Annotated in this window: 20 protein-coding genes; 10 read left to right on the forward strand and 10 right to left on the reverse strand. The window is 70.1% G+C overall.

Annotation, left to right across the window (positions count from 1 at the left end):
* Positions 1-3: 3 nt before the first annotated feature.
* Genes AB0L65_RS10970 through AB0L65_RS10980 form a run of 3 tightly spaced genes read right to left on the reverse strand, consistent with a single transcriptional unit; the run spans position 4 to position 2,685 of the window.
* Positions 4-1,299, reverse strand: a complete 1,296-nt coding sequence (locus AB0L65_RS10970) for an ATPase, T2SS/T4P/T4SS family (RefSeq protein WP_350728307.1) — start codon at positions 1,297-1,299, stop codon at positions 4-6.
* Positions 1,296-2,012: a hypothetical protein gene (locus tag AB0L65_RS10975; protein WP_350728306.1), complete on the reverse strand. Its 717-nt coding sequence runs from the start codon at positions 2,010-2,012 to the stop codon at positions 1,296-1,298. The genes AB0L65_RS10970 and AB0L65_RS10975 overlap by 4 nt, the downstream gene beginning before the upstream one ends.
* Before the next feature lies 1 nt (position 2,013).
* Positions 2,014-2,685, reverse strand: a complete 672-nt coding sequence (locus AB0L65_RS10980) for a hypothetical protein (RefSeq protein WP_364243163.1) — start codon at positions 2,683-2,685, stop codon at positions 2,014-2,016.
* 535 nt (positions 2,686-3,220) lie between these two features.
* On the opposite strand from AB0L65_RS10980, the gene AB0L65_RS10985 reads away from it, so the two are divergent.
* A complete protein-coding gene (locus AB0L65_RS10985; RefSeq protein ID WP_364243166.1) occupies positions 3,221-8,212 on the forward strand; it encodes an FtsK/SpoIIIE domain-containing protein in 4,992 nt (1,663 codons plus the stop codon).
* Between the two features lie 374 nt (positions 8,213-8,586).
* Here AB0L65_RS10985 and AB0L65_RS10990 read toward each other — a convergent pair whose 3' ends face one another.
* A complete protein-coding gene (locus AB0L65_RS10990; protein WP_364243169.1) occupies positions 8,587-9,168 on the reverse strand; it encodes a helix-turn-helix domain-containing protein in 582 nt (193 codons plus the stop codon).
* Positions 9,169-9,490: 322 nt separating this feature from the next.
* On the opposite strand from AB0L65_RS10990, the gene AB0L65_RS10995 reads away from it, so the two are divergent.
* Both AB0L65_RS10995 and eccB read left to right on the forward strand, forming a co-directional pair.
* Positions 9,491-10,849, forward strand: coding sequence for an alpha/beta hydrolase (locus AB0L65_RS10995; protein ID WP_364243172.1), 1,359 nt, complete (start codon positions 9,491-9,493; stop codon positions 10,847-10,849).
* Between the two features lie 354 nt (positions 10,850-11,203).
* Positions 11,204-12,619: a type VII secretion protein EccB gene (gene eccB, locus AB0L65_RS11000; protein WP_364243175.1), complete on the forward strand. Its 1,416-nt coding sequence runs from the start codon at positions 11,204-11,206 to the stop codon at positions 12,617-12,619.
* Between the two features lie 27 nt (positions 12,620-12,646).
* Here the strand turns inward: eccB and AB0L65_RS11005 are convergent, their stop codons facing one another.
* Both AB0L65_RS11005 and AB0L65_RS11010 read right to left on the reverse strand, forming a co-directional pair.
* Entirely contained in the window at positions 12,647-13,468 is an 822-nt protein-coding gene (locus AB0L65_RS11005; RefSeq protein WP_364243178.1) for a hypothetical protein, read from the reverse strand.
* A 7-nt stretch (positions 13,469-13,475) separates the two neighbouring features.
* Positions 13,476-14,528 carry a hypothetical protein gene (locus AB0L65_RS11010; RefSeq protein ID WP_364243180.1) on the reverse strand — a complete coding sequence of 351 codons (1,053 nt, stop codon included), beginning with the start codon at positions 14,526-14,528 and terminating at the stop codon, positions 13,476-13,478.
* 259 nt (positions 14,529-14,787) lie between these two features.
* Between AB0L65_RS11010 and AB0L65_RS11015 the strand changes: the two genes are divergently transcribed.
* Genes AB0L65_RS11015 through AB0L65_RS11040 form a run of 6 tightly spaced genes read left to right on the forward strand, consistent with a single transcriptional unit; the run spans position 14,788 to position 19,057 of the window.
* Positions 14,788-15,123 (forward strand): WXG100 family type VII secretion target, encoded by a 336-nt coding sequence (locus AB0L65_RS11015; RefSeq protein ID WP_364243183.1) that lies wholly within the window; start codon positions 14,788-14,790, stop codon positions 15,121-15,123.
* A gap of 49 nt (positions 15,124-15,172) precedes the next feature.
* Entirely contained in the window at positions 15,173-15,484 is a 312-nt protein-coding gene (locus AB0L65_RS11020; protein WP_364243186.1) for a WXG100 family type VII secretion target, read from the forward strand.
* 34 nt (positions 15,485-15,518) lie between these two features.
* Positions 15,519-15,899, forward strand: coding sequence for a hypothetical protein (locus tag AB0L65_RS11025; protein WP_364243189.1), 381 nt, complete (start codon positions 15,519-15,521; stop codon positions 15,897-15,899).
* Positions 15,899-17,299 carry a hypothetical protein gene (locus tag AB0L65_RS11030; protein WP_364243192.1) on the forward strand — a complete coding sequence of 467 codons (1,401 nt, stop codon included), beginning with the start codon at positions 15,899-15,901 and terminating at the stop codon, positions 17,297-17,299. Before AB0L65_RS11025 ends, AB0L65_RS11030 begins: the two co-directional genes overlap by 1 nt.
* Positions 17,296-17,712 (forward strand): hypothetical protein, encoded by a 417-nt coding sequence (locus AB0L65_RS11035; RefSeq protein ID WP_364243195.1) that lies wholly within the window; start codon positions 17,296-17,298, stop codon positions 17,710-17,712. The genes AB0L65_RS11030 and AB0L65_RS11035 overlap by 4 nt, the downstream gene beginning before the upstream one ends.
* Before the next feature lie 22 nt (positions 17,713-17,734).
* Positions 17,735-19,057, forward strand: coding sequence for a WXG100 family type VII secretion target (locus tag AB0L65_RS11040; RefSeq protein WP_364243198.1), 1,323 nt, complete (start codon positions 17,735-17,737; stop codon positions 19,055-19,057).
* 52 nt (positions 19,058-19,109) lie between these two features.
* Here AB0L65_RS11040 and AB0L65_RS11045 read toward each other — a convergent pair whose 3' ends face one another.
* The 3 genes from AB0L65_RS11045 to AB0L65_RS11055 are packed head-to-tail and all read right to left on the reverse strand — an operon-like array spanning position 19,110 to position 21,101.
* A complete protein-coding gene (locus AB0L65_RS11045) occupies positions 19,110-19,550 on the reverse strand; it encodes a YbaB/EbfC family DNA-binding protein (protein ID WP_364243200.1) in 441 nt (146 codons plus the stop codon).
* Positions 19,551-19,599: 49 nt separating this feature from the next.
* Positions 19,600-20,775, reverse strand: coding sequence for a hypothetical protein (locus tag AB0L65_RS11050; protein ID WP_364243203.1), 1,176 nt, complete (start codon positions 20,773-20,775; stop codon positions 19,600-19,602).
* Positions 20,775-21,101, reverse strand: a complete 327-nt coding sequence (locus AB0L65_RS11055; RefSeq protein WP_350731426.1) for a hypothetical protein — start codon at positions 21,099-21,101, stop codon at positions 20,775-20,777. The genes AB0L65_RS11050 and AB0L65_RS11055 overlap by 1 nt, the downstream gene beginning before the upstream one ends.
* Positions 21,102-21,212: 111 nt before the next feature.
* Between AB0L65_RS11055 and AB0L65_RS11060 the strand changes: the two genes are divergently transcribed.
* Positions 21,213-21,647, forward strand: a complete 435-nt coding sequence (locus AB0L65_RS11060; RefSeq protein WP_364243206.1) for a YbaB/EbfC family nucleoid-associated protein — start codon at positions 21,213-21,215, stop codon at positions 21,645-21,647.
* 55 nt (positions 21,648-21,702) lie between these two features.
* Here the strand turns inward: AB0L65_RS11060 and eccD are convergent, their stop codons facing one another.
* Complete coding sequence (gene eccD, locus AB0L65_RS11065; RefSeq protein ID WP_364243209.1) at positions 21,703-23,184, reverse strand: type VII secretion integral membrane protein EccD; 1,482 nt, start codon at positions 23,182-23,184, stop codon at positions 21,703-21,705.
* Positions 23,185-23,262 lie beyond the last annotated feature (78 nt).

Here is a 23,262-nt window from a genome sequence, read left to right on the forward strand (position 1 = left end):
TCGTCACCACCCCCCTGGCAGGTAGCCGTGGGCGGCGAGCTCGTCCAGGCAGGAGACCGGCGCGTGCGGGACGGCGGTGCCGTCGGGGCCCGGCACGAACACCTCGCTCGACAGGACGCGGCCGTCGCAGCCGTTGACCTCGCGGATGCTGGAGACGTAGCGGCGCAGGGTGCCGCCGACGTGGTAGTCGTTGCGCTTCGTGATGAAGACGACGAAGTCGATGGCGCCCGCGATGAGCATGTGGGTCGCGTCGATGGGCAGGCGTTCGCTGGCCTGCAGGGCGTAGGTGGAGATGCGGTTGAAGACCTCCATGCTGGAGTTGGCGTGGATGGTCGACAGGGAGCCGTCGTTGCCCTGGGTCATCGCGTTGAGCATGGTGACGATCTCGTCGCCGAGGACCTCGCCGACGATGACGCGGCTGGGGTTCATCCTCAACGAGCGTCTGACCAGCTCGGCCATGGAGATCTCGCCCTGGCCCTCGGAGTTGGGCAGGCGCTGCTCGAAGGCGACGACGTTGGGGTGGAGCTCGGGGAACTGGTCGAGGCCCAGCTCCAGGGCTCGTTCGACGGTGATGAGGCGCTCGGTGGGCTGGATCTCGTTGGCCAGGGCCCGCAGCAGGGTGGTCTTGCCGGCGTTGGTGGATCCGGCGATCATGATGTTCTTGCGGGCGGCGACGGCGGCCGTCAAGAACCTCGATATGTCCCGACTTATCGTGCCGTTGCCTGCCAAGTCGGATAGGAAGACCTTGCCGAGGCGGGCGCGGCGGATCGAGACCGCCGGCCTGACGGTGACGTCCATGACGGCACTCAGCCTGGAGCCGTCGGGGAGGCGCAGGTCGAGCTGCGGGTTGGCGGTGTCGAAGGGCCTGCTCGACAGGCCCGAGTACGCCGCCAGGATCTGGATGAGCTCGATCAGCTCGTCGTCGGACTCGGCGACCGGGTCGTGCATGAGCTCCTGACCGTCGGCGTAGCTGACGAACACCCTGTCGCAGCCGTTGATGTCGATGTTCTCGACCTGGGGGTCGTCGAGCAGCGGCTGCAGCCTGCCCACGCCGAACAGCGCGGCGTGGATGCCGGCCGCGAGCGCCTCTTCCTCCTCGACTGTGGGCGGCGTGCGGCCGAGGCCGATCTCATTGCGGGCGTGCTCCTCCAGGACCTGGGAGATCAGCGCCCGGGCGAACTGGCGCTCGTCCTCCCCCGTCATCGGGGGCAGGCCGTTGGCCTGGTCGAGCCGGCGCTGGTGGGCCAGGCGGTCGCCGACCTCCTGGCGGAAGCGCTTGACCAGCGAGTGATCGATCATCGGTGGCTCACCAGCCTTCCCGCCAGGTCTCTCGCGGTGCGGATGAGCAGGGACCGGTCGAGCCGTCCGCCCCACTGGCCGCGCAGCAGCTCGGCGCCCTTGGGGTCGTGCGCGAGGCCGTACACGTACTGGACGGCCGGGCCGACGATCCTGCGTACGTCGTCGATGGAGGCACGGTAGTTTCGCGGGTCGGCGATCACGGCGACGCCGTGCGCCTTGGTGATCTGGAGGCGTTCGCGCAGGTGGGCGACGTGGTCGAGGGTGGCCCTGGTGAGCAGCACGACCTGCTCGGCCTCGGCGAGCAGGTCGCCGAGCTGCGCGTGCGCGCCGAGGCGGCCGCAGTCGGCGATCACGTCGGCGTTCGGGATGCCGGCGAGCGCCCTGCCCAGCGGGCCCCACAGCCAGGTGAGCCCGGCGGCCTGCTCGCCGTGCGTGAGCCCGACCAGCACGTCGAGACCGCCGACGATCTTCTGCGTGTGCTGGTGGATCTGGGCGGGCTCGAGCCCGCGCCGCGCCGTGGCGCCGAGGGTGAGCAGTCCCTTGCCGGGGTTCAGCACGCCGCCGTCGGCGGCCGGGAGCCGGTAGGCGAGGTCACCGCCCGCCGGGTCGCATTCGGCCAGCAGCACGGGGCGCGGCCACACCGCCGCCAGGGCGGTCGCCGCGGTCGTCACACCCGGCGCGCCCTTGTCGGCGGCCAGTACGATCAGCGCCACGTCAGCGTGCCCCCGGTAGCTCGGCCACCGCGATCTCACCGCTGGAGGCGAACGCCACTATTTCCGGCGACGCTGATGAATCCACTATTACCGTGATCTGGCCGGAATTCGCCGTCCTGGACTTGTCGCCCACCGAGAACACGAGAGCGCTTTCCGCCAGCACCCGCGTTTGTCCCTGCGCCGAACGGCTGGGCACATATATCACCTGGACCCGGTCACCCGCTTCCACTCCGGCGGGCATTTGCCCTGGCTTGAGGGCCAATCCGACGGTGGCCTTTCCCGGGCCCAGCTCGCTGCTCTGCCCGACTCCCATGCGGCTCGTGAACAGCGTGCCGGGGAGGACCGTGACGGTCGCGAAGCTGTTTTCCACCTTGCCCCGCTCCGACCAGCTCACGTAGTCGATGCCGCTGTCGGCCGCGATCTGGACCTCTTCCAGCATCTGCTCGGTGAACTTCTGGCCCGCGCCGACCTGCTGCGTCACCCGGATCGCGGAGACGCGATCGCCGCTGCGCAGCACGAGCAGGGTCGTGGCCAGCGCGCCGCCCAGAATCAGCAGAACGGCAAGGGCTGCGAGGGCCGGCTTGCGTTCGCGAGGGGGCACGGGGAGCTTGCGCGAGGCCGGGCCGGACAACCCCGCCGCCGCGTTGGCGGCAGGCTTTTCACTGGTCCTCATGGGTGGGGGGCTCCCAATTGAATCGTGGAATTGCCGCCATTATGTGGGGCGGGGAGGGGGCATGGGGGCGGAATGCGAGGACCCATGCTTGTTTCGCAGGTGACGGGACGCCAATGCCGAATAATCGATGCCGGTTCTTTCTACCGAGTTGACGAACGACCATTTCTCCGGCTAGCCACCACCCCAATAACACCCACCACACCATTCACTCCCATTACCCCACCCACCCCAAGCCCCTATCCCACCCGGCCCGACGACCACCAATCGCCCAACCACGCCCACGGCCGGACGCAACGCCCCGCGACCTAACCAAACGGACACCAATCCCATACACCGCGCCACCCACACCCACCGCCCCGACCAAGCCGCCCACCCCCGCCAAAGAGCGGAGACCGGTTATCCACAGGCATCGGGAGCCCCAACCCGCGCTCATCCCCAGCACCAGCCAGCCATGCCATTGCCGTCAACCAACCCGCCTACCCTCGCCTCGGGCGCTACCTTTGGGCGCCCGAGGTCCGAGCGAGGAGACGGCATCATGCGGATCATGCTCACCGTGCTCGGCGGGCAGGGCGACCGTGACGTCGTGATCGACGGCGACGACGGCGCCACAGTGGCGAGGGTGAGCGAGGCGCTCAACGATCACGGGCCGCTGGCGAAGGTCGTCCGCCTGCCCAAAGCACGAGCCCCCTACGGCATGTCGACCCCCGAGGACACCGGCGCCCACGTGCCGCACCCCCGCCGACCGGAGCGCACCGCGACGCAGGCGGTCACGGCGCAGCCGAGCGCCGCAGGGGCGGCGCCGGCCCTGTGGCGTGACGGCCGCCCGCTCGACCCCCGCGCCCGGGCCGCCGCCGTGCTGCGCGACGGCGACAAGATCACGCTGGACCCCGCGCTCGCCCGCGAAACCCTCATCGAGGAGCCGGGCGGGGTGGCCGAGGTGCGCGTGGTGGGCGGCCCGGCGGCCGGCGCCGTACACCGGCTGGGCCTGGGCGTGCACGTCATCGGCTCCGACCCGATGTGCGCCATGACCACCGCCGACCCCGTCCTCGCCCCGGAAGCGGTGACCGTACGCGTGACGCCGGACGCGATCACCATCGAGCGCGCCGGGCGGCCGCCCGGCGAGGCGCCCAGGCTCAAGCTCAAGGGCAGGTGGGCCGAGGAGGTCGCCGAGCTCACGGCCCGGGTCGCGGAGCGGGAGGCGGCCGAGCTGGCCGCCGACTACGGGGAGGTGCCCGAGCTCGACGGCCGTCCGCTCACGGAGCGGACCGAATGGCCCGACCAGGCCGTGCTCACGTGTGGCTCGTCGGTGTTCGTGCTGACGTCGATCGAGCCCAAAGACGCGCATCTGGCGCCCAGGAGCGAGGGAGGCGTGTCCTACAACCGCCCGCCCAGGCTCCGGCGCTCCGAGCCCGAGCGCACGTTCGTCAAACCCAAGGAGCCCTCCAGGAACGAAGGCCTGCGCCTGCAGTTGCTCGCCGCCCTCCTGCCCGCCGTGCTCGGCGTGACGCTCGCGTTCGCCCTGAAGCAGCCGTACTACCTGCTCGTCGCCCTCATGACCCCGGTCATCATGATCGGCCAGTGGTGGAGCGACCGCCGCCATGGCAAGAAGCAGCACAAAAAGGCGCTCAAGGAGTACAACGAGCAGCTCCAGGCGTACGACGAGGCCGTCGAGCGGGCGAGGGTGGCGGACGAGGCCGCCCGCAGGTCGGACGCGCCCGACCCGGCGCAGGTGCTGCTCACCGCCACGGGGCCGCGCAGGCGGCTGTGGGAGCGCCGGATCCACGACGCCGACTCGCTCAGGCTCAGGGTCGGGCTCGCCGACCTGCCCGCCAACCTGGAGCTGTCGGAGGAGCAGGGCGGGCCCATCGATCCGCCGATGTGCCACTCCGTTCCGGTGGCGCTGCCCATGCGCAGGCTGGGCGTGGCGGGCGTCACGGGCCCGCGCGCCGCGGCGACCAGCCTCGCGAGCTGGCTGATCGCCCAGGCCGCGACCCTGCACAGCCCCCGCGACCTGGCCATCGTGATCGTGTCCGCGCACGCCGACGGCGAGCACCGCTGGGGCTGGATGCGCTGGCTCCCGCACTGCACCCCCCGCGCGGGCGAGGAGTGCGTGGCGCTGATCGGCACCGACCCCGAGTCGGCCGCCCGCCGCGTCTCCGAGCTCGCCGCCCTCATCGACGAACGCCAGAACACCGCGATCCCCGAGCTGGGCAAGATCCCCACCGGCTGGGACGACCTCGGAGGCCCGGAGAAGCCCACCTTCTCCTCGTACGACGTGCGCCCGTACGACGTCCTGGTGATCCTCGACGGCGCCCAGGTGCTGCGCGGCCTGCCCAACATGCCGCAGGTGCTGCGCCAGGGCCCGCGTTCAGGGGTGTTCACGCTCGCCATCGACGACGACCAGCGGCTGCTGCCCGAGGAGTGCCAGACCGTGGCCGCGTGCGGCACGGACGGTCTCGTACGCCTGCGCGGCGGCGGCCTCGACGTCATCGGCCCGATCCTGGGCGACCTCGTCTCCCCCACCTGGTCCGACCGGCTGGCCAGGGCCCTGTCCCCGATTCGCGACGTGAGCAGGGACGACCCGTCGGGCAATCTCCCCGGCGCCGTCCGCCTGCTCGACCTGATGAGCATGCCTCGCCCGTCCGGACAGGAGCTGGCCGGGCGATGGCGTGCCCAGGGCTCCACGAGCGCGCTGATCGGCATCGGCCCCGAGGGCCCGTTCTCGGTCGACCTCAGGCTCGACGGCCCCCACGGCCTGATCGCCGGCACCACGGGCGCGGGCAAGTCGGAGCTGCTGCAGACGCTGATCTGCTCGCTGGCGGTGGCCAACCGGCCCGACCAGCTCACGTTCGTGCTGATCGACTACAAGGGCGGCGCCGCCTTCAAGGAGTGTGTACGCCTGCCGCACACGGTCGGCATGGTCAGCGACCTCGACGGCCACCTGACCCAGCGGGCCCTCGACTCGCTGGCGGCCGAGATCCGCCGGAGAGAGCGCCTGCTGGCGGCGGCCGGGGCCAAGGACATCGAGGACTACACGGGCACGGGCATGCCGCGCCTGGTGCTGATCATCGACGAGTTCGCCGCTCTGGTGGCCGAGCTGCCCGACTTCGTCACGGGCCTGGTCGACATCGCCCGCCGTGGCCGTTCGCTGGGCATCCACCTCATCCTGGCCACGCAGCGCCCTGCGGGCGTGGTCACGGCCGACATCCAGGCGAACACGTCGTTGCGCATCGCCCTGCGCGTGACCGAGCCCGCGGAGTCCTCCGACGTCATCGACCTCCCGGACGCCGCCCACATCTCCAAGTCGACGCCCGGCCGCTGCTATGTCCGTTCCGGTGTGGGGGCCGCGACCGCCGTACAGACGGCCAGGGTAGGAGGCCGCAGCCCCGCGCCAGGTTCGACGGGCCCGCTCGCCGGGCCGGGCGCCGCCATCAGGGTGCTCGACGTGAGCTGGCGCTCGCTGGGCAAACCCCTGCCGCCCCCTCCGGAGCCGGAGGAGGACTCGACGGTCACCGACCTGACCCTGGTCGCCGACGCCCTGATCGAGGCCACGCACCTGACCGCGGTCCCCGTCCAGCCCAGTCCCTGGCTCGATCCCCTCCCCACCCACTTCGTCCTGGACCTCCCAGCCCTCACCACGCCACCGTCGGCGACCGCATCCTCACTTTCCGGCGACGCCGACTCCCCCGCATCACAGGCGACACCTCCCAACCCGATAAAGAGCGCTTCCAGGCACATCCCAGGGATCGCCGCCCATGACCACGTCCAGGTCTCCGTGAAGGGCTCGGCCCAACCTTCCCTCGGCTTCCCCGGACACCCCGCGCCCCTTCATCCAGCGGGCCCAGGCCATCTCCATCCATCGACCCACCGCCCCTCCGGAGGCCCTCTACCGGCCGGCGCGCAACCTGACCGCTTCCAGTCCCACCCGGAGCCCCACGGCGCGGGATCCCCATCGGGTGCGTTCGTCGAGGTCCCACCACTGCCTTACGGCCTGACCGACCGTCCGTGGGCGCAGGACCGGTGCCCTCTCGCGCTGGACCTGGCCCACGGAGGCCACCTGCTCATCGCGGGGGCCGCCCGCTCCGGCCGATCGACGGCGCTACGCACGATCGCGGGCTCCATCGCGGCCCACTCCTCCCCGGAAGACGTCCACGTCCACGCGGTCGACTGCGGCTCCGGGGCGCTCCTGCCCCTGGTCACGATGCCCCACTGCGGCGCCGTCGTGACCCGCGACCAGATCGACCGGGTCGAACGCCTGCTCACCCGCCTGCGTGCCGAGGTCGGCCGCCGCCAGCAGCTCCTGGCCGAGGCCGGGCACGCCTCCCTGGCCGAATACCGCCAAGCCGGCCACCGCCTGCCCTGGCTGGTGTTCATGCTCGATCGCTGGGAGGGCTTCGTCGCCGCCTTCGAGAGCTACGACTACGGCCGCCTGATCGAGTCGCTGCTCCAGCTCATGCGCGAAGGCCCGGCGGTCGGGTTCAGGGCCGTGGTCACCAGCGACCGGTCAGGCCTGCTCGGCCAGGTCTCGACCGTCTTCGACGACCGATTGCTCCTGCGCCTCTCGGACTCCTCCGACTACGGCCTGGCGGGCTTCCCCCTCAAGGGCCTGCCCTCGGCGATGCCGCCTGGCCGCGCGCTCTCGATGGGCGAGCACGGCATCGTGGAGCACCACATCGCGCTGCTCTCCTCCGACCCGTCGGGCCCGGCCCAGGTCGCCGCGTTCCAATCCCTGGCCCGCACGTCGACGACGGATTCGGCGAGCCCTCGACGGAGCCCCGGTCCCGCTCACGGGCGATCCGCCGGTGCCGGGCAGGGCGGCTGGCAGTGGAACGGCGAGCCCCCCTTGCGGGTGGACGCCCTCCCCATGCGCGTCACGGCATCCCAAGCGCTCGCCCTGGACGCCACGTTCACGCCCCCGTCCCCGCTGTGGGCACTGATCGGTGCCGGCGGCGACTCCCTGGCGCCGCTCGGGCTCGACCTGCTGGCCCACGGGCCCGGCGCCGTGATCGCCGGCCCGTCCCGCTCCGGCCGCTCGTCCGTCCTGCTGACCGCCGCCCATTCACTCATCGCCCGGGGCACGCCCGTCATCGCCGTCGCCCCCAGACGCAGCCCGTTAAGGGAGCTGAACGGCGCGCTGGCCGTGCTGGACGGCAACGCCGCCAACCTGCCGGAGCTGGTCGCGGAGCTGCAGCAGTACGTGGTGCTCGTGGACGACGCCGAGTTGATCAACGCGGACGGCCCCTTGGGGATGGCGCTGGAAGAGGTGCACCGGTCGGGCCGGGACGGCGATCATGGGTTGCTGATCGCCGGCACGACCGGGGATCTGGCCGTCGCCTACCGCGGGTTCGTCGCCGAGACGCGCAAGGCCCGTACCGGGGTGCTGCTGGCCGTCCAGAGCCAGGCCGACGGCGACATCTTCTCGATCCGACTCCCCCGGGGAACGGTCGGCGGCCCTCCTGGCCGAGGCTTCCTGGTGAGAACGGGCAACATCACCCCCATCCAAGCGGCACTCCCCGACGACGCCTGACGTACGAGACCGAGCAGCCAGCCCCTCAGGATCACCGGCTACGAGACCGACCTCCGCGCCCGGCGGGACCTGCCCGTCACAGACATCCGCCCCGGAAGCACCCAGTCGTAGTGCCCGGCGTGATGGTGGTGCTCCGTGAGAGGGCTCCTTGCGATGTTGGGGGTGCGCCCGGTTCCTCAGCAGACGGCGCTGCCGGGGGTACCCGGACCCTCGCCAGGTGGGGCCGTGGGTTGTGTAAGGGCGTGTGTTAGGTCTCGTCGGCGCGTGCGGTTGCGCGGGCCGTGGAGGATGCGCCAGGGCTCGTCGACGTGGAGGGCTGTGTTGGGCGTGGGGGTCAGGGTTCGTCGGCGTGGAGGGCTGTGTTGGTGTGGGGGTCAGGGTTCGTCGGCGGGGAGGGTGAAGAAGCGGACGTAGACGGGGCGGGCGTCCGGAGGGGCGTCCTCCGGCCGGTGGCTGTATTTGAGGAGCAGCGCGATGTACGCGTTGTAGAACTCGCTCAGCTCCTCCTTCGTCATACGGGCCAGGCCCCTTGAGCCCCTTGCCCAGTCGGGGTCGGCGCGGTAGGCGGCCGGGAAGCGTTCCATGAGGGCGCGGTCCTCCTCGAACCCGACCCTCAGGAACTCGCCCAGGACTGCCCGGTCCTCCGGGGCCAGTTGGTCGGGGTTGGGAAAGCGCATGTCCCTGGGGATCTCAGCGCGGCGCCACCAGCGTTCGCGGCCGGACGAGCGTTCGGGGATCTCCTCGATGAAGCCGTACTTCTCCAGCTGGCGCAGGTGGTAGCTCGTGGTGCCGGTCTTGGCGCCGAGCAGCTCACCCAACGTGGTGGAGGTGGCGGGGCCGTGGATGTTGAGGTGGGTCAGCATGCGGCGGCGCATGGGATGGGCCAGGGCCTTGAGCTTGTCCGGGTCGTCGAGGATGAACGGCTCGTGGTCGTTCTTCGTCTCGTCCTCCTTCATGAGGAGGAGGGTAGTCCTCCCGAACGATATCTGCAGACTTCTCTTTGCCGAGGTTTCTCTGCAGAGTATGTTCGGCGATATGCAAAAGCTTCTTGCGGTCGTCGCCGCCGCGCTTCTGGCGGCCGGACCCTCTGGTGGTTCTTCACTGCTCGGCACTTCCGTGGGGCCCGCTGCGTCCAGCCCTCCTTCGGAACACTTAGCGGTCGGGCTCTCGGCCGAACACGTCGGCGGACAGGGCGTCCAGGAGCGGGGACTCGGGGCCGGGCAGCTCGGAGGTGGAGTCGGGGCGCGCTCCGGAGCCGGGCCCGATGGAGGGCTGGACGTGCCCGACGACCTGGCGGCCGCCGAGGTGAGCTTCCGAGGGAGTGGCGGGCTGGTGCTGCACGGCAGCGTGATCAGTCCGGTGCGGGCGCGGAGCGGGCGAGCCGGGGTTGTGCTGGTGCACGGGGCGGGGACCGGGACGAAACGGAACAAGCTGCTGGGCGAGGCCGTGGCGTTCGCCCGCCAAGGGCTGTCGGTGCTGATCTACGACAAGCGTTCCGAGGGGTATTCGCTGTTCGAGAGGTCGTACTCGCAACTGGCCGACGACGCCCTGGGGGCCGTGCAGACGCTGCGGCGGCAACCGGGGGTCGATCCGGCGAAGGTCGGGATCTGGGGCCTCAGCGAGGGTGGATGGGTGGCGCCGCTGGCGGCGTCGCGGTCCAAGGACATCTCGTTCGTGATCGTGGTGGGCGCCAACGCGCTGCAGCCACTACGGCAGCAGACCTGGGCGGTGGCGGCAGGGTTGCGGAAGGCGGGGGTGCACGGGTCGTTCGTCGATCGGGCCGAGCCCACGTTGTACCGGGTGATCACGGACGCCGGGATGTTTCCCGAGCCCTACTACGATCCGGAACCGGTCATCGCGAGCCTGCGGCAGCCCGTGCTCGGGATCTGGGGCGTACACGACCTGCTGACGCCACCCCGGGAGACGCCGCCCATCTTCGCCAAGGCCTTGGAGAAGGGGGGAAACCGGCAGTACACGTTCCGGTTCTTCGCGGATGCCGATCATGCCGCTCATCGGACACCTGATGGTGGGGTCACGCGGCTGCCCGAGCTCGCTCCTGGTTATGCGGAGCTGGTCGGCAGTTGGGTGGGAGAGGCGACCTCGGGGCGGGCGCCCCTGGCGCAGGTGACGGGGCCCGCGCCGGTCCAGGCGGACGACACCGTGGCGGTGCCGCCTGCCGAGTGGTGGGAGTCGGCGGGCATTCAGGGCGCGGCGCTGGTGTTGTTCCTGGTCGCGTTCGGGGGGTATCCGGTGGTGGCCCTGGTACGCCGGATCCGGCGGCGCGGCGGGGGGTCGTCTGCCGACAGGGCGGGGCAGGGTGAGGCGGCGCCCGTCAAGGGGGCATGGCTGGTGAGTGCCGGTGGGCTCGCGGTGGTCGTGGGTGCGTTCCTCTACCTGTTCTATTCGATCATGACTGGGGGGAAGCTGGCCTCGCCGGGGCCTCTGGTGGCGGAGCGGCCTCTCATCTGGCTCGCGCTCCAGGCTCTCGCGATCGCGACCGTCGTGGGCACTGTCTTGACCTTCGTACGGCGGCCGCGGTCCGCTCCGGTCGGCGAGAGGGTGCGGGTCGGGCTGCTGATGGCGGGCGGCGTCGTGTTCGTTCCGTGGGCGCTGTACTGGGGGTTACTCCTTCCGTAACCGGCAGGGCGATGTGGCGAGGAAGCCGCGAGGCGGGCGGTGGTCGCTGGGCGCTGGGGTCAGCAGCGGGCGGCCCGAAGCCCTGGACGGTGGTCGAGGGGCTGGGGTGGATTGGCGGGGGTGGGAGCTGCGAGGTGGGCGGTGGTCGTAGGGCGCTGGGGGCGGCAGTGGGCCGGATGAGGGTGGGGCGGGAGCCCGTGGCGGGTGGTGGTCGGGAGGGATGGGATGGGTTGGTGGGGTGGGAGTTGGGGGTGGGTGAGTGAAGGGGGAGAGTGGGTGGGAATTGGGGGGATTGGGGCGTGTGGGGTTTGAGGCGTTTATGCTGATGCGCGGATTCTGACGCGGGGAGGCGCTGTGCAGACCAAGAAGGACCTCTATCAGGCACACCGCTTGATGCAGCAGAGGCTTGGCATGGCGCTCCTGCAGGCCGAGCCCGACATCCCCGAGTCCCCCATGCGCCGGCAGAACGTCGCCACGTTCGGCGGGATCCTGATCGGGGTCCTGGTGATGGCGGTGTTCGGGATCTGGGGGCTGGTGCGGCCCGGGAACGCGACCAAGCTGACCGACCCGGGGCAGTTGCTGGTCGAGGAGGAGAGCGGGGCCAAGTTCATCTACAGCCAGCAGCAGCGCCGGCTGCTGCCGGTGGCGAACTACGTGTCGGCCAGGCTCGTGCTGGACGCCGGGGAGATCACGACCCGGAGCGTGAGCGCCGCCTCGCTGGCCGGGTATGCCCGGGGGCCGCTCATCGGGATCTCCGGGGCGCCCGACTCGCTGCCCGACCGGAAGAAGCTGGTCAAGGCGCCGTGGTCGGTGTGCGTGGTGGAGGGGCCCGACAGCACGGGCGGGCGCAAGCCGTACACGACCCTTGTCGGGGGGACCGACCTCGGCGGGAGGCCCGTGGGCGGGGACGCGATGGTGGTCTCCGACGGGCAGCAGAACTGGGTGATCTGGGGCAATCGCCGCATGCGCGTCAACGAGCACGGCGTGCGGGCGCTCAACGCGCAGCCCAGGAAGGTGCCGGCGGCATGGCTGAACGCGCTGCCCGTCGGCCACGACTTCAGGGGCCCGAACGTGGCGAACCTCGGCAAGAAGGTACGGGCCAACGGGAAGGTCACGGCGGCGGTGGGGCAGGTGTTCGTGGTCCCGGCCATGCCGGGTACGGCCGCACGGTGGTACGTGCTGCTCAACGACGGCCTGGCGCCCATCTCCCCCGTCCAGGCCAGGCTGCTGCTGGAGGACCCGAACATCAAGAAGGCGTACGGCAACCGGGTGGCGCGGGAGATCCAGATCGACGCGGCCTCGGCCAACGCCTCGCCCTCGCGCCAGAACGTCATGGACCCCACCCTGCCGACGACCATGCCCAAAGCGATCAACGTGTCCGGGACGACGCCGCTCTGCTCGGTTTATCCGAACACGGCGGCCGGCTCGGTCGTGGCCAAGGTGACGGTCGGCAGCAGGGTCACGATTCCGACGCCGTCGAGCTCAGGCGTACAGGACCGCTTCGACCAGGTGCTGCTTCCGCCGGGCAGCGCCGTGGTGGCCGGGGTGCTGCCCGGCGAGGGCCAGCTCGGCGCGGTGGCGGGCACGCTGGCGCTGATCAGTGACCAGGGGGTGCGCTATCCGGTCCCGTCGGCTGACGTGCTGGCGAAGCTCGGGTACGACGCCGCGGACATCGCGCCTGTGCCGACGAGCATCATGCACGCGATCCCGCAGGGACCGGCGCTGGACCCCGCCGCGGCCATGGTGCCCCTGACCGTCGGCAGCCGGTGAGGGCCCCGCCCGTCGGGGCCCCTGACGTCACCAGCCGATCTCCGGCAGCAGCGACGGTTGCTTGAGAGCGCCGGTGTCGAGCTTGCTCTCCGGGTCGTCGCTGATGTCCGCGTCCGCGGCGTTCCACATGGCCTTGGCATCCAGCAGCTTCGGCTTCTCGAGCGACACGGGCCGCATGCCGGGCAGCTCGTGCGCGAGCTGGTTGTAGATGACGCTTCCGCCCGCCAGGATGAGCGTGCCCTTCACGACGAGCTTGAGGTGGTTCTCGAGGATCTTCGCCATGACGTTGTGCAATCTCGTCACCCAGTTGATCGCCACCGCCTCGGCCGACGGCCCGGCCGGCGTGAGCCGGAGTGGGGCCACGTACATCGCCAAGCTCACCAGACAAGCACTGACGAGCGCGCAGAAGCCCTCAAGGACACGGAAGGCGAGCGCCGAGCACCGAAGGGTGTTCCCGCAGTCGACCCTGTTCCGGTCGAGCGTGTCCAGGTGCCCGTCCAGCTCTTCGACCTTCTTCAGGAACGAGTTGTAACCTCGTCCCAGCCACTCCTCGGATTCGCCGATGTCCTTGCTCAGCCGCTTCAGCTCGCTGCGCAGGTAGGCCAGGTCGCTGACGCCCTTCTTGTGCACGGCCGGCCCGGACTGCGCCGTCGAGCCCTTTTCCGGCCCCATGCCGACCGGGGTCTCGTTGAGCCATTGGTCGGCGGCCCGGTACTGCGCAGCCGGGTCCGAGACCAGCAGCCCCATCAACCCGGCGATGGGGTAGGCGTACGGTAGGACTGTCGCCGCCGCCAGCACACCCCCCAGGGAAGCGGTGAAGGTCGCGTAATCGCCGTAACCTACAGCCATCGCTCTGCTACTCCTCCCTGCCGAGCACCGCCGGCGTGATGTCCTCGTCCGTCTCCCAGACCGCCTCGTCCTCGCCGAGGTGGGGACCGCGCTCGCGGTCCTTCTCCTCCTGGCCGGCTCCGCCCCCCATCCCGGGCGTCATGGGGTAGAGCGGTGTCCCGCTGTTCAGTGCGCGGGCGATGCTCCCCGGCGCTCCCGTGCCCGTACCTGGCGAGCCGCCGCCGGCGGTGTATCCCACCCCGCTGTCCGGCACGCCGACCGACGTGCGCGGCACGGAGGCGCGCGGGTCGTAGCCGGGGGTGCTGGGGACCTGCGGTGTGGTCGAGGTCGGCAGGCTGGGGTTGAGACCTTCCAGGTTGGTCTTGGGCGTCTGGTTGAGGTCGCTCAGGTCGGGGGTCTTGACATCCGGCTGCTTGATGTCGGACTGGTCAAGATTGGGCTGGTCGATCTTGGGCTGGTCGATGTTCGGTTGATCGATGTTGGGCTGGTCGATGTCCGGCTGCTTGATGTCGGACCCCGGGATGTCCGGCTTCGGGATGTCCGGCTTCGGGATGTCCGGCTTCGGGATGTCCGGCTGCTTCAGGTCATCTGCCGAAGGCTTGTCGATCTTCAGGTCGTCGGGGTTGACGCCGCTCTTGGGCAGCTTGCCCAGCCCACCCGGACCTCCTGGCAGTTTGCCGCCGCCCTTTTTCTCGGGCTTGCTGGCCTCTTCGGCCTGCTGGGTGTTGTCGGCCGCGGCGGCGAGCGCCTTCTTCCACGACTCGAGCACCTCCCTGGCCTCTTTCAGCGCGTCGGCCGCGGAGTCGCGCACCGAGCGATGGGCGACGTTGAGACCGCCGCCGATCGCGCCGAACGCCCCCTCATGCACATCGATGGCCCGGGTCCTGGCGCTCATGTCCGTGAGGTCCTGGCCGTAGCCGGCCACGTTCGTCCCCAGCGTGCGGACGCTGGAGTGCTTCATCTTGAAGTTGGGGTCGATGGACGTCGGGTCGAGGGAGCTCGAGCCGCCGCCTAGACCGAGATTGGCGAACGGGTTGCTGGACGAGGATGAGTTGGACACGTGCCCCCCTTGTCACGATCGGCCCATACGTTACGTCAGCCGCACAGGTGCCGCATAGGCAGATACGGCCAGTTACCACTCACCAGAAGCAAGGGCCCAAACAACCACATTCTGTCAATACACCCACGATCCGCCCCGATGATATGGAAAATTAACGTGATCACATGCGACGCTAGTGGCGGATGGTCACTAATGTGACCAAACAGGCCGACTTGGGTAGTCGGCCCGAGTCAGCCAACCAGCAAGGGAGGGAGACCCTGTGGGGGCAGAACCGCAGACTCAAGTAAGTGAAGCCGATCTCAAGGCCGCGATCACTCTCATCGAGGACGCCGCCGAGCGCCTGCGCGGCATCCAGCTGAACCTCGACCAGGCCGGCATCAGCCTCAAGCACCACTGGGTCGGCCAGTCGGAGGCCGCGTTCGACGCCGTCCACAAGAAGTGGCACGAGCGGATGGACGTCATCCTCGGCAGCCTGCGCCGCCTGGCGGAGAACATCGGGACGAGCAACACGAACTACGCCTCGTTCAACCAGGAGCGGACCGAGGCGATCAACCAGATCTCCAACCTGATCAACGCCGCGCCGCTGTCGCGTTGACCAGCGCTGCATCGGTGACGAGGACCAACTAGCCGCACGGGAGGCCGCGATGCCCGCGGAAGACATTTTCGATATCACAAAGGTCAACTACGCCGGCCTCGGCGAGGGTGAGGACGCCTTCGCCAGGGCGTTCAACGACATGGTCACCACCCTGGACGGCCTGGAGCGGGACCTGCTCGCCAAGAGCGCGATCTGGCAGGGCCAGACCAAGACCGTCTTCGACGAGGTCAGGCAGCTCTGGGAGCGCGAGGCCAACGACATGTCGCAGTTCGTCGACCTGATGAAGAAGAACATCAACATCACGAACCTGAACATGCAGCAGGTCGAGAAGATCAACTCCCAGATCTTCGACGGTAGGTAAGGCGTAGCGCGGGGGCCGACACCAGAGGGGGAACATGGGCAGCGACAACGGCGGGGTAGAGCTCAGCCGGAGAGCGATCAAGGCGGCCAAGGCGGACCTGGAAGAGGCCCTCGCCATGCTGGACCCCGGTAAACAGGGTGGCAAGGCGGGCGGCGGCGGCACTGGGAAGGCCATCTTCACGGAGTCCGGCCCGGCCATGCAGCTGAGCAACGACCCTTACGCCCTCGGCGGGCTCTGGCCGGCGGCCACGGGTTTCCAGCGGAGCACCAACAAGGGCATCAGCGCCGTCACCATGACCTACACGAACATCACCGAACAGGTGAAGAACGTCATCGACCTGCTCGAGCAGGCGCTGAAGAATTACGACACCGTCGAGGCGGACAGCGAGGGCAGGTCGAAGGCGGTGCAGACCTGATGGTCGAGTATCGGGCGCCCATCAGGGATGAGATCGGCAGCATCGAGTTCGAGGGCATAACGCTCGATCTGCTCCGGGACACGCTGGCCAAGAACAACCCCCAGCTCATGAACCAGGCCGCGGTCGAACTCCTCGAAGGCAAGGTACGGCTGGACAATCTCGTCGATGTGGTCGACAAGCATCTGCGGGAGCTGAACGACCGCTGGACGTCGGGCGAGGACGCCAAGACCGTCAAAGCGCAGCTGCGCAAGCTGCGCGAGGCGGCGGCGGACGTCTCGACCACGGTCAGCGACCAGCCCGTCGATGCGAAGAACCCCCCGAAGAACCCGCACGGTGTCGCCCCCGCGCTCCTCGTTCACGCCAAAACGCTTTCGGTGGCCAAGGGAGACGTACCCGACAACCCCGGCAGTGACATCGACTTCGGAGAGGCCGCCGTCACGGGCGCCGCGATCGGGGGTGCCATCGGCGTCTTCTGCGGCGGAGTGGGATCCGTGCCGGGCGTGGTGATCGGCGCCGGCGTGGGCGTCCTCGTCGGCGGTATCACCCGCTTCATCAGCGACCTCCCGTTCGCGAACCTGTGGGGCGATACCAAGGAGGAGAAGGACAGGAAGAAGGCGGCCGAGGCCATCAAGCTGCTGAGCCAGGACACCAAGCTCAACAACGACGTGTTCCCCCCCGAGCTCAGGACCGAGATCCCCCAGTTCGCCGCACTGACGCCGCAGTTTCCCACCGACCCGTTCGGCGGGAAGAAGGTGATCGGCGGCAACATCCCGGCCGGCCTCAATCAGCCGTATGACCCGACGAGCGGCTTCGACCGCCTGAACCAGGACGGCATGCAGGACCCCAGCCTGCACCAGATCCCCGGCATGGACACCATCACCACCCCGACGAGCACGTTTCCCAACGGCACGGACGGGATGGGGGACACGGGAATCGGGAACGGCCAGAACGGGATCGGAACGAACGGCCAGAACAGCGGCAACAACCCCGGCCTGATCGACCCCTCCGCCGCGAACCCGAACGCGAACGCGAACCTGAACGGCTTCCACGGCCCGAACACCGGTCGCCCGACGACGTCCCTGGCTGGGATGCCGGATCCGAGCCTGTCCAACCCGTCCACCAGCCTGCCCACCACGGGCATCGGCAGCCCGTACGGCGGGTCGGGCGCGGGAGGAGGCGCCTTCGGCGCGGGCAACGGCGCGAACGCGGCCGGTCTGCGCGGACTGGGCGGCGGGTCCTCCATGGTCCCGGCGGTCCCGTTGTCCGGCGGCCAGGGCGGCGGACAGGATAGGCAGGAGAGGGAACGGACCACGTTCCTCCTGGAGGACGAGGACCTCTTCAGGAGCGACGTGACCACGACCAACCACCTCATCAAGGGTGACGCGAAAGGCAAGGCGTGAGCTATCCGGACGACAACGACACGCCGGTCCCGAAGCTGGAGCTCGCCAAGGACTTCCCCGGCCTCAGCGGGAACGACAACCGCGGGCCGTACGCGGATCACGAGGCGATCAGGGACGCCCTCAAAAACCTGCGCACGGCCTTGGGTTCCACGCACGGCGACCCGCACCCGTCGATGAGCGCCACCTGGAGCGGCCCCGGCACGATCAGCGAGGTGGAGGGGCTCGGGAACGTCGGGCCGGAGTCAACTGGCACGTGGGAGGTGGCCAGCAACTTCGGCGCCAACTTCGAAACGGCGTACAAGGTGTTCGGCGAGAGCTACAGCCAGCTCGCCGACTACGTCGAGAAGTGGGCCGCGGCGGTCGAGCAGGCCGTCTCCAACTACGAAAAAGGGCACCGGGACAGCAGTGCGTGAGTTAACGGCAGGGATGGCGTAGATGGGTGACGAGTGGAAGCCGATCAGGCTCTATACCTACCTCGGCGAATCCAAGCCCGGCCCTCTCACCACCAGGGCCCAGATCGTCTCCTATTTGAAGGACACCGACCCGGACCGCATCGAGAACGCCGGAAACAGCTACGTCAAGGCGGCCGCGGTGGTCCACGGCAAGAACGGGCTCGAGGGCGCGCTCTGGAAGGCCGCTGAGGAGCTCTCCGCGGTCTGGCGCGGCGATGGGGCCACCGCGGCGCTGGAGGCGCTGCGGCTGCTGCACGCGAGCGCCGCCGCGCTCGGCGACGCCATGGAGCAGACCGGCAAGCCGATGGTCGAGTACGCCCAGCAGCTCAGGACGTCCAAGACGAGCATGCCTGGGCCCACCACCCTCAGCACCACGACCAATGTCGACAACGAGCCCTCGACGAACCCCAACCTGCAGTGGGGCACCAGCGCCGGGTATCTCGTGGACCAGGCGGCCCGGTCGCATCTGGAGAAGCTCAACAACAAGATCAATGAGCTGAACGCGCAGATCGCCGACGGTCTGGCGTTCAAGCTGCCCAAGATCAACCCCATGGTGGTGGATACCCAGCAGGCGGAGCACATCGACCCCGGCAGCGGCACCAAGACGCCGTCGGGCGAGACGAAGTACTGGACCGGCGACGGCACAGGCGACGGCTCGAAGGGCTCGAACGGCGGCGACGGCACCGGCGGCGGCCGTGACGGCTCCGACGGCAAGGGCGACCAGAACCCCGGCAAGGACCAGGACCCGGGGCGGGATGATCCGGGCCAGGACCCGGGCAAGGGTCAGGACGACCCGTCCACGGGAACCCAGGACCCCTCCGACCCCCAGCAGCCCGGCAACGGCACGGGCACCGGCGGCTCGCCGCAGAAGCCCGGGGACCAGGACCAGAGCGTGCCTCCGGTGATCGGCGCCGACCCGCCGAAGACCCAGCTCGCCGACGCCGGCAACCCGACTTACCCCACCACCACGCCGACCACGGGTTACCCGCAGCAGTCCACACCCAACCTGCTCACCAATCCGCCCACCACGCAGATGCCGACGAGCACCCCGTTCTCCCCGGTTCCGGGGCAGAGCGGCGGCGGCCCGGGCACCTGGTACGGCATGGGCGGCTCGGGATCGGGGGCCGCTCCGGCGGTGCTCCGCGGCGGGCCGGGGACCTCGGGACCGGGGCTCATGGCGTACCCGCCGGGCGGCATGGGCGCGGGCGGCGGCGACCAGAGCAGCGAGCGCGACCGCGAGATCTACGACCCCGAAGGGGACATCTGGTCCTCCCCGCACCAGACCAGCCCCGACCGCATCGGCTGACGAAACGCAGAGGCCCGGCCCACACGACGTGAGCCGGGCCTTCACACGTTCATCAGCCCTCCATGCGCTGCCGGATCCTGTCCAGCTCTCCCATGAGGTCCTCGTGGGTGCGGTCATAGGCCGCGCCTGCTTGCCGTATCAGATCCATGACCCCTTCGGGGTCGTGGCCGAAGCGCATCGGATTGTCCTCCTCGCCGAAGACGTTCCCCATCTGCTCGGATATCCGCCGCTGCAGATCGGCGGAGGCCTCCGCGATGACGGCCTTGATGCGCTCGGCCAGTTCGGCCGAGTTGAGGCGCATGGCCTTGGGATGCAGGAGGAGCTCCTTGAGCCCCGTGCTGCCGAACTCGGCCACGACGAACCCGTCCTCGTCCTGGGCACGGCCCGTCAGGTCCTGCAGGACCCGCTGGAGCTCGCCGGCCCGCGCCATCTGCTGGTCGGCGTTCCGGAGGATCCGGTCGATGTCCAGCCCCCCGAAGTCCCCTTCGGCCATCCCTCACACCCCACAAGCCACAGAAGCCGCTTTTACCACCACCCTATCCTCAGGGCTTGGAGATCTCCCGTTTCGGCTCGATCCAGTCGAAGTCCTGGTAGCGCGGGGGCAGTCCGTTCTTCTTGGCGGGCTCCGAGAAGGAGGGGTACTTCTTGGCGTCGATCTCGATCGACTTGAAGTTGACCGCGGCCTCGCCGGCCGGCGTGATGTAGTTCCACTGGTGGTTCCGCTTCACCATGGTCGACAGCACCTCGCCGCCCTCCTTCAGGGTGCTGGCCAGCGAGGTGGCCAGGAAGAGCGTGGCGATGTTGACCTCGGCCGTGATGTATTTCTCCATCAGCACCCCCCACACCGAGCTCTGCGGCACCCGCTGCAGCGCCTTGGCGGCGATGAGCAGACCGAGCGCGGCGGCCGACGTGCGCAGGACCCAGGTCCAGAAGCTCCGGTAGGCCGCCGCGACCTCGTCGAGCGAGCTGCCTCCCGTGTTCAGGACGTTGCGCAGCACCTCGGACTCGCGCTGGAAGGTCCACAGCACCCGGTCAAACTCGTCGCGGTCCATCGCGATCCAGCCGTCCTTGGCCGTGTCGCGCAGCTGCGGAAGCAGGTTCTTCATACCGCCGTCGAGCCGCTGGGCCATGCCGCTCTGCCAGACGCTGACCGCCTGGGCCATGCCCGGCTCGTTGGCGAGCATCCCGCCGCAGATGGCGATGGCGGGAGCCAGGCCCAGGGCGAGCTTGCCCGCCCTTTTCAGCATGTTGAGCGCCTTCTCCCCCAGCGACGGCAGGGACGAGCGGGCCGCGTTCATCTCCGGAGCCGGACCGAACCTCCCAGTGCCCAGGTTCGCGCGCTGGGCGCCGTTGGCGGCGTAGTTCTGGGGGGTGTGGGTTACGGGCTGGGCGTAGGGGTTGCCGGGAACGGGCCTGGGCTGCGTGTACGGCTGGTACGGGCGCGGGCTGGTGGGCGTCGTGGAATAGGGATTCGGGGTGGCGTACGGGTTGGAGTAGGGATTGGCGGGCACCGGCTGGCCTGGCGCCGGGGGCCGGGTGTGCGCCCAGGGATCCGGGGCGGCCGGCTGCGGCGGCGTGGCCGCCCGCGCCATGGGGTCCGGGGCGCCCGGCTGGGCCGGCGTGCCGTAGGGATTGCCAGGAGGCGCCTGGGTGGCCGGCGGGGTCCGGGTGTGCGCCCAGGGGTCCGGGGCGCCGCCCCAGGGATCTGGCGTGCCCATCAGCCGCGGTACCTCACGATGCTGGCCTCCTCGGCCGCGCGCCAGTTGCGCCTGGCCCGTTCGAGGGCGTCCGACCAGCTCTCCACGGCGTCTTCCATTTCGGTGAACGTGGTGTCCGCCCAGCGGCGGAACTCCTCGTAAGCGCCGCCGATCATCACGCCGCCGATCGCCCCGAAGCCGAGCCCGCCCACGGCCGTGTACGACATGAGCCCGTGGATGAACTCCACGTTCGGATGCAGCTCCTCGTCGACGCGCTTTCGCGTGTGCGCGATGGTGGAGGAGGTGACGTAGATCTCTTGCCCCGTTTTACCCTGTTGTTGCCCCACAAATCGGCATTCTTATTCACATATCGCTACGAAGTGGCACACTTGCTTCGATCTTCATGATCGATTCAGCGGCTCGCCAGCCTGTGATCGCCTCCAGTTAACCCGGCGCCGATGGCGTGGCGTGTCATGGACTACACCGACGACGACGTGGACAAACTCCTGCGGGACAACGAGCGCGAGCTCTCGCGCCTGACCGCGGCCGCCGCCGAGCTGCAGTTGATCACTGGCAAGGGGGAGAGCCGCAGCGGCCTGACCACCGCGGTCGTGGACGCCGACGGCCGGCTCCAGAACGTGGTCTTCTCGCCGCGCGTGCTGCGGCTGGACGTCAGGACCCTGGCGGAGGAGGTCGTCCAGGCGGTGCGCCAGGCCCAGGAGGACCAGGGGCGCCAGGCCCAGGAGCTGCTGGCCGTGCCGCAGTCGCAGATCATCGGGCTGGAGGAGATCCAGCGGCAGTTCGCCGAGTTCCAGGACATGTTCGGCGCGGAGACGGCCGAGCGGAACGACCGGCTCCGGCGGCTGGGCGAGCAGGATCCCCGCGACATCTGACCCGCCGGGCCGCCTCGGCGGGTCGTCCGAGGCGGTCCGGGGCGGCCCGCGGCGGTCAGCCCGCCAGGCCGCGGATCCACGTGTAGACGTCGAGGACGCCCAGCGCCAGCGGGAAGAGCGCGATCAGCAGGATGACGTCCACGATCTCGCCCGCACGCCCCCAGAACGGCGAGAGCCGCCCGGACGGCAGCCACAGGCCGAGCCCGACGACCAGCATCGCCAGCCAGAGCACGCCCATCACGACGGCCGCGGCGGCCACCGTGCCCGCGCCCGCGCTCAGCTCGATCCCCACCGCGATCAGCCCGGCCAGGCCGGTGCCCAGCAGCCAGAGCCGCTGGCCGAGGCCGTGGAAGACGCGGGCGCGCAGCAGCAGCACCAGCGAGAGCACGACGGTCATCGAGACCGCCATCCAGGTCGGCGTGGTGACCAGGAAGGCGATCGCGCCGATGGCGGTGAGCACGATGCCGACGACCATGCCGGTCGCGTACCGGCGGGCCTGCGCGGTGCGGGCCAGGACGCCCTCGCTGTCCAGCCGCTGGTTGTCGGCCCGCAGCTCCTCGGCGTTGGTGGGCAGGGCCGGCAGCGGCACCCTGGCGATCCGGAACGACAGCGTGGGGATCAGCGGGCTGAACGCGATCAGGATCGTCACCGTCATCGCGGCCACGCCGGCCGCGGGCAGGGCGAACACCATGACCATGGCGGCCGCCAGTGCCCCCGCCACGGTCGCGATGGCCGTACCGAGGAAACCCGCGACTCCGTCGGCCACCACGGTGCCGCCGATGGTGGCCACCAGCGCGGTGCAGGTCAGCGCGGCCAGCAGGTGCGGGGCGCCGAGCCCGACCAGGGTGGAGCCGCTGACCAGGCCGTACAGGCCGGCCAGGAACGCGTACGGCAGCGCCGCGTAGCCGATCAGCGCGCCCGCGGAGGAGTCGCCGACGGCCCTGGACAGGGCCGCGCTGACGCCGATCAGCAGCAGCGCGAGCATGCCCGCGACCACCGTCACGCCCAGCGGCGCGCTCCCGGACAGCACCAGCGCGGGAGCGCCGAGCGCGAGCATGATGGCGGCGGCGCCCGCGCCCATGGCCCGGGTGTGGCGGGCCTCCCACTTGCCCGAGCTGTCTTTGACGCCCGTGGCGACCACGTCGGCCACGTCGTCGAAGAGCGCGGGCGGCAACGTGAGCTCGCGCGGCCGCAGGTAGAGCAGTTCGCCGTCCAGCACGCCCAGGGACGCGAGCGTCTGCCCGAGGTCGAACGGCGCGCCTCCGAGCCGCTGGAGCACCCAGCCGGGCGGTCCGGCCGCGTCGCCGCCGACCTCGCCGACCGCGCGCAGCAGGCCGGGCAGCACGTGTGGGAGCGGGATGTCGGCAGGCAGCGCCAGATCGACGCGGCGGCGCGGGGCCACGATCGTGACGTGGCACAACGGCGCCACCGGCGCGCGCATCTGCGGCTGAGCGCCTGGGTGCGTCGGCGGCAGCCCGGGCGGCCCGGGCGGCATCGGCCGCATGGGCTGCATCGGCTGGTGGGCGAGCGAGGTCACGGCCACTCCAGGTCTGGCTGACGAAATCCGACATGCCGAACATATAGGGATGGCACGTCTGGTAAGAAAGTGTTCCAG

Source organism: Nonomuraea sp. NPDC052116 (assembly GCF_040680035.1).
Taxonomy (GTDB): domain Bacteria; phylum Actinomycetota; class Actinomycetes; order Streptosporangiales; family Streptosporangiaceae; genus Nonomuraea; species Nonomuraea angiospora_A.

Bases quoted from the DNA above. Each gene is read 5' to 3' on its own strand.
- AB0L65_RS10970 (WP_350728307.1), bottom strand. From the start codon at position 1,299: ATGATCGATCACTCGCTGGTCAAGCGCTTCCGCCAGGAGGTCGGCGAC.
- AB0L65_RS10980 (WP_364243163.1), bottom strand. From the start codon at position 2,685: ATGAGGACCAGTGAAAAGCCTGCCGCCAACGCGGCGGCGGGGTTGTCC.
- AB0L65_RS10985 (WP_364243166.1), top strand. From the start codon at position 3,221: ATGCGGATCATGCTCACCGTGCTCGGCGGGCAGGGCGACCGTGACGTC.
- AB0L65_RS10990 (WP_364243169.1), bottom strand. From the start codon at position 9,168: ATGAAGGAGGACGAGACGAAGAACGACCACGAGCCGTTCATCCTCGAC.
- AB0L65_RS11005 (WP_364243178.1), bottom strand. From the start codon at position 13,468: ATGGCTGTAGGTTACGGCGATTACGCGACCTTCACCGCTTCCCTGGGG.
- AB0L65_RS11020 (WP_364243186.1), top strand. From the start codon at position 15,173: ATGCCCGCGGAAGACATTTTCGATATCACAAAGGTCAACTACGCCGGC.
- AB0L65_RS11025 (WP_364243189.1), top strand. From the start codon at position 15,519: ATGGGCAGCGACAACGGCGGGGTAGAGCTCAGCCGGAGAGCGATCAAG.
- AB0L65_RS11030 (WP_364243192.1), top strand. From the start codon at position 15,899: ATGGTCGAGTATCGGGCGCCCATCAGGGATGAGATCGGCAGCATCGAG.
- AB0L65_RS11040 (WP_364243198.1), top strand. From the start codon at position 17,735: ATGGGTGACGAGTGGAAGCCGATCAGGCTCTATACCTACCTCGGCGAA.
- AB0L65_RS11045 (WP_364243200.1), bottom strand. From the start codon at position 19,550: ATGGCCGAAGGGGACTTCGGGGGGCTGGACATCGACCGGATCCTCCGG.
- AB0L65_RS11050 (WP_364243203.1), bottom strand. From the start codon at position 20,775: ATGGGCACGCCAGATCCCTGGGGCGGCGCCCCGGACCCCTGGGCGCAC.
- AB0L65_RS11060 (WP_364243206.1), top strand. From the start codon at position 21,213: ATGGCGTGGCGTGTCATGGACTACACCGACGACGACGTGGACAAACTC.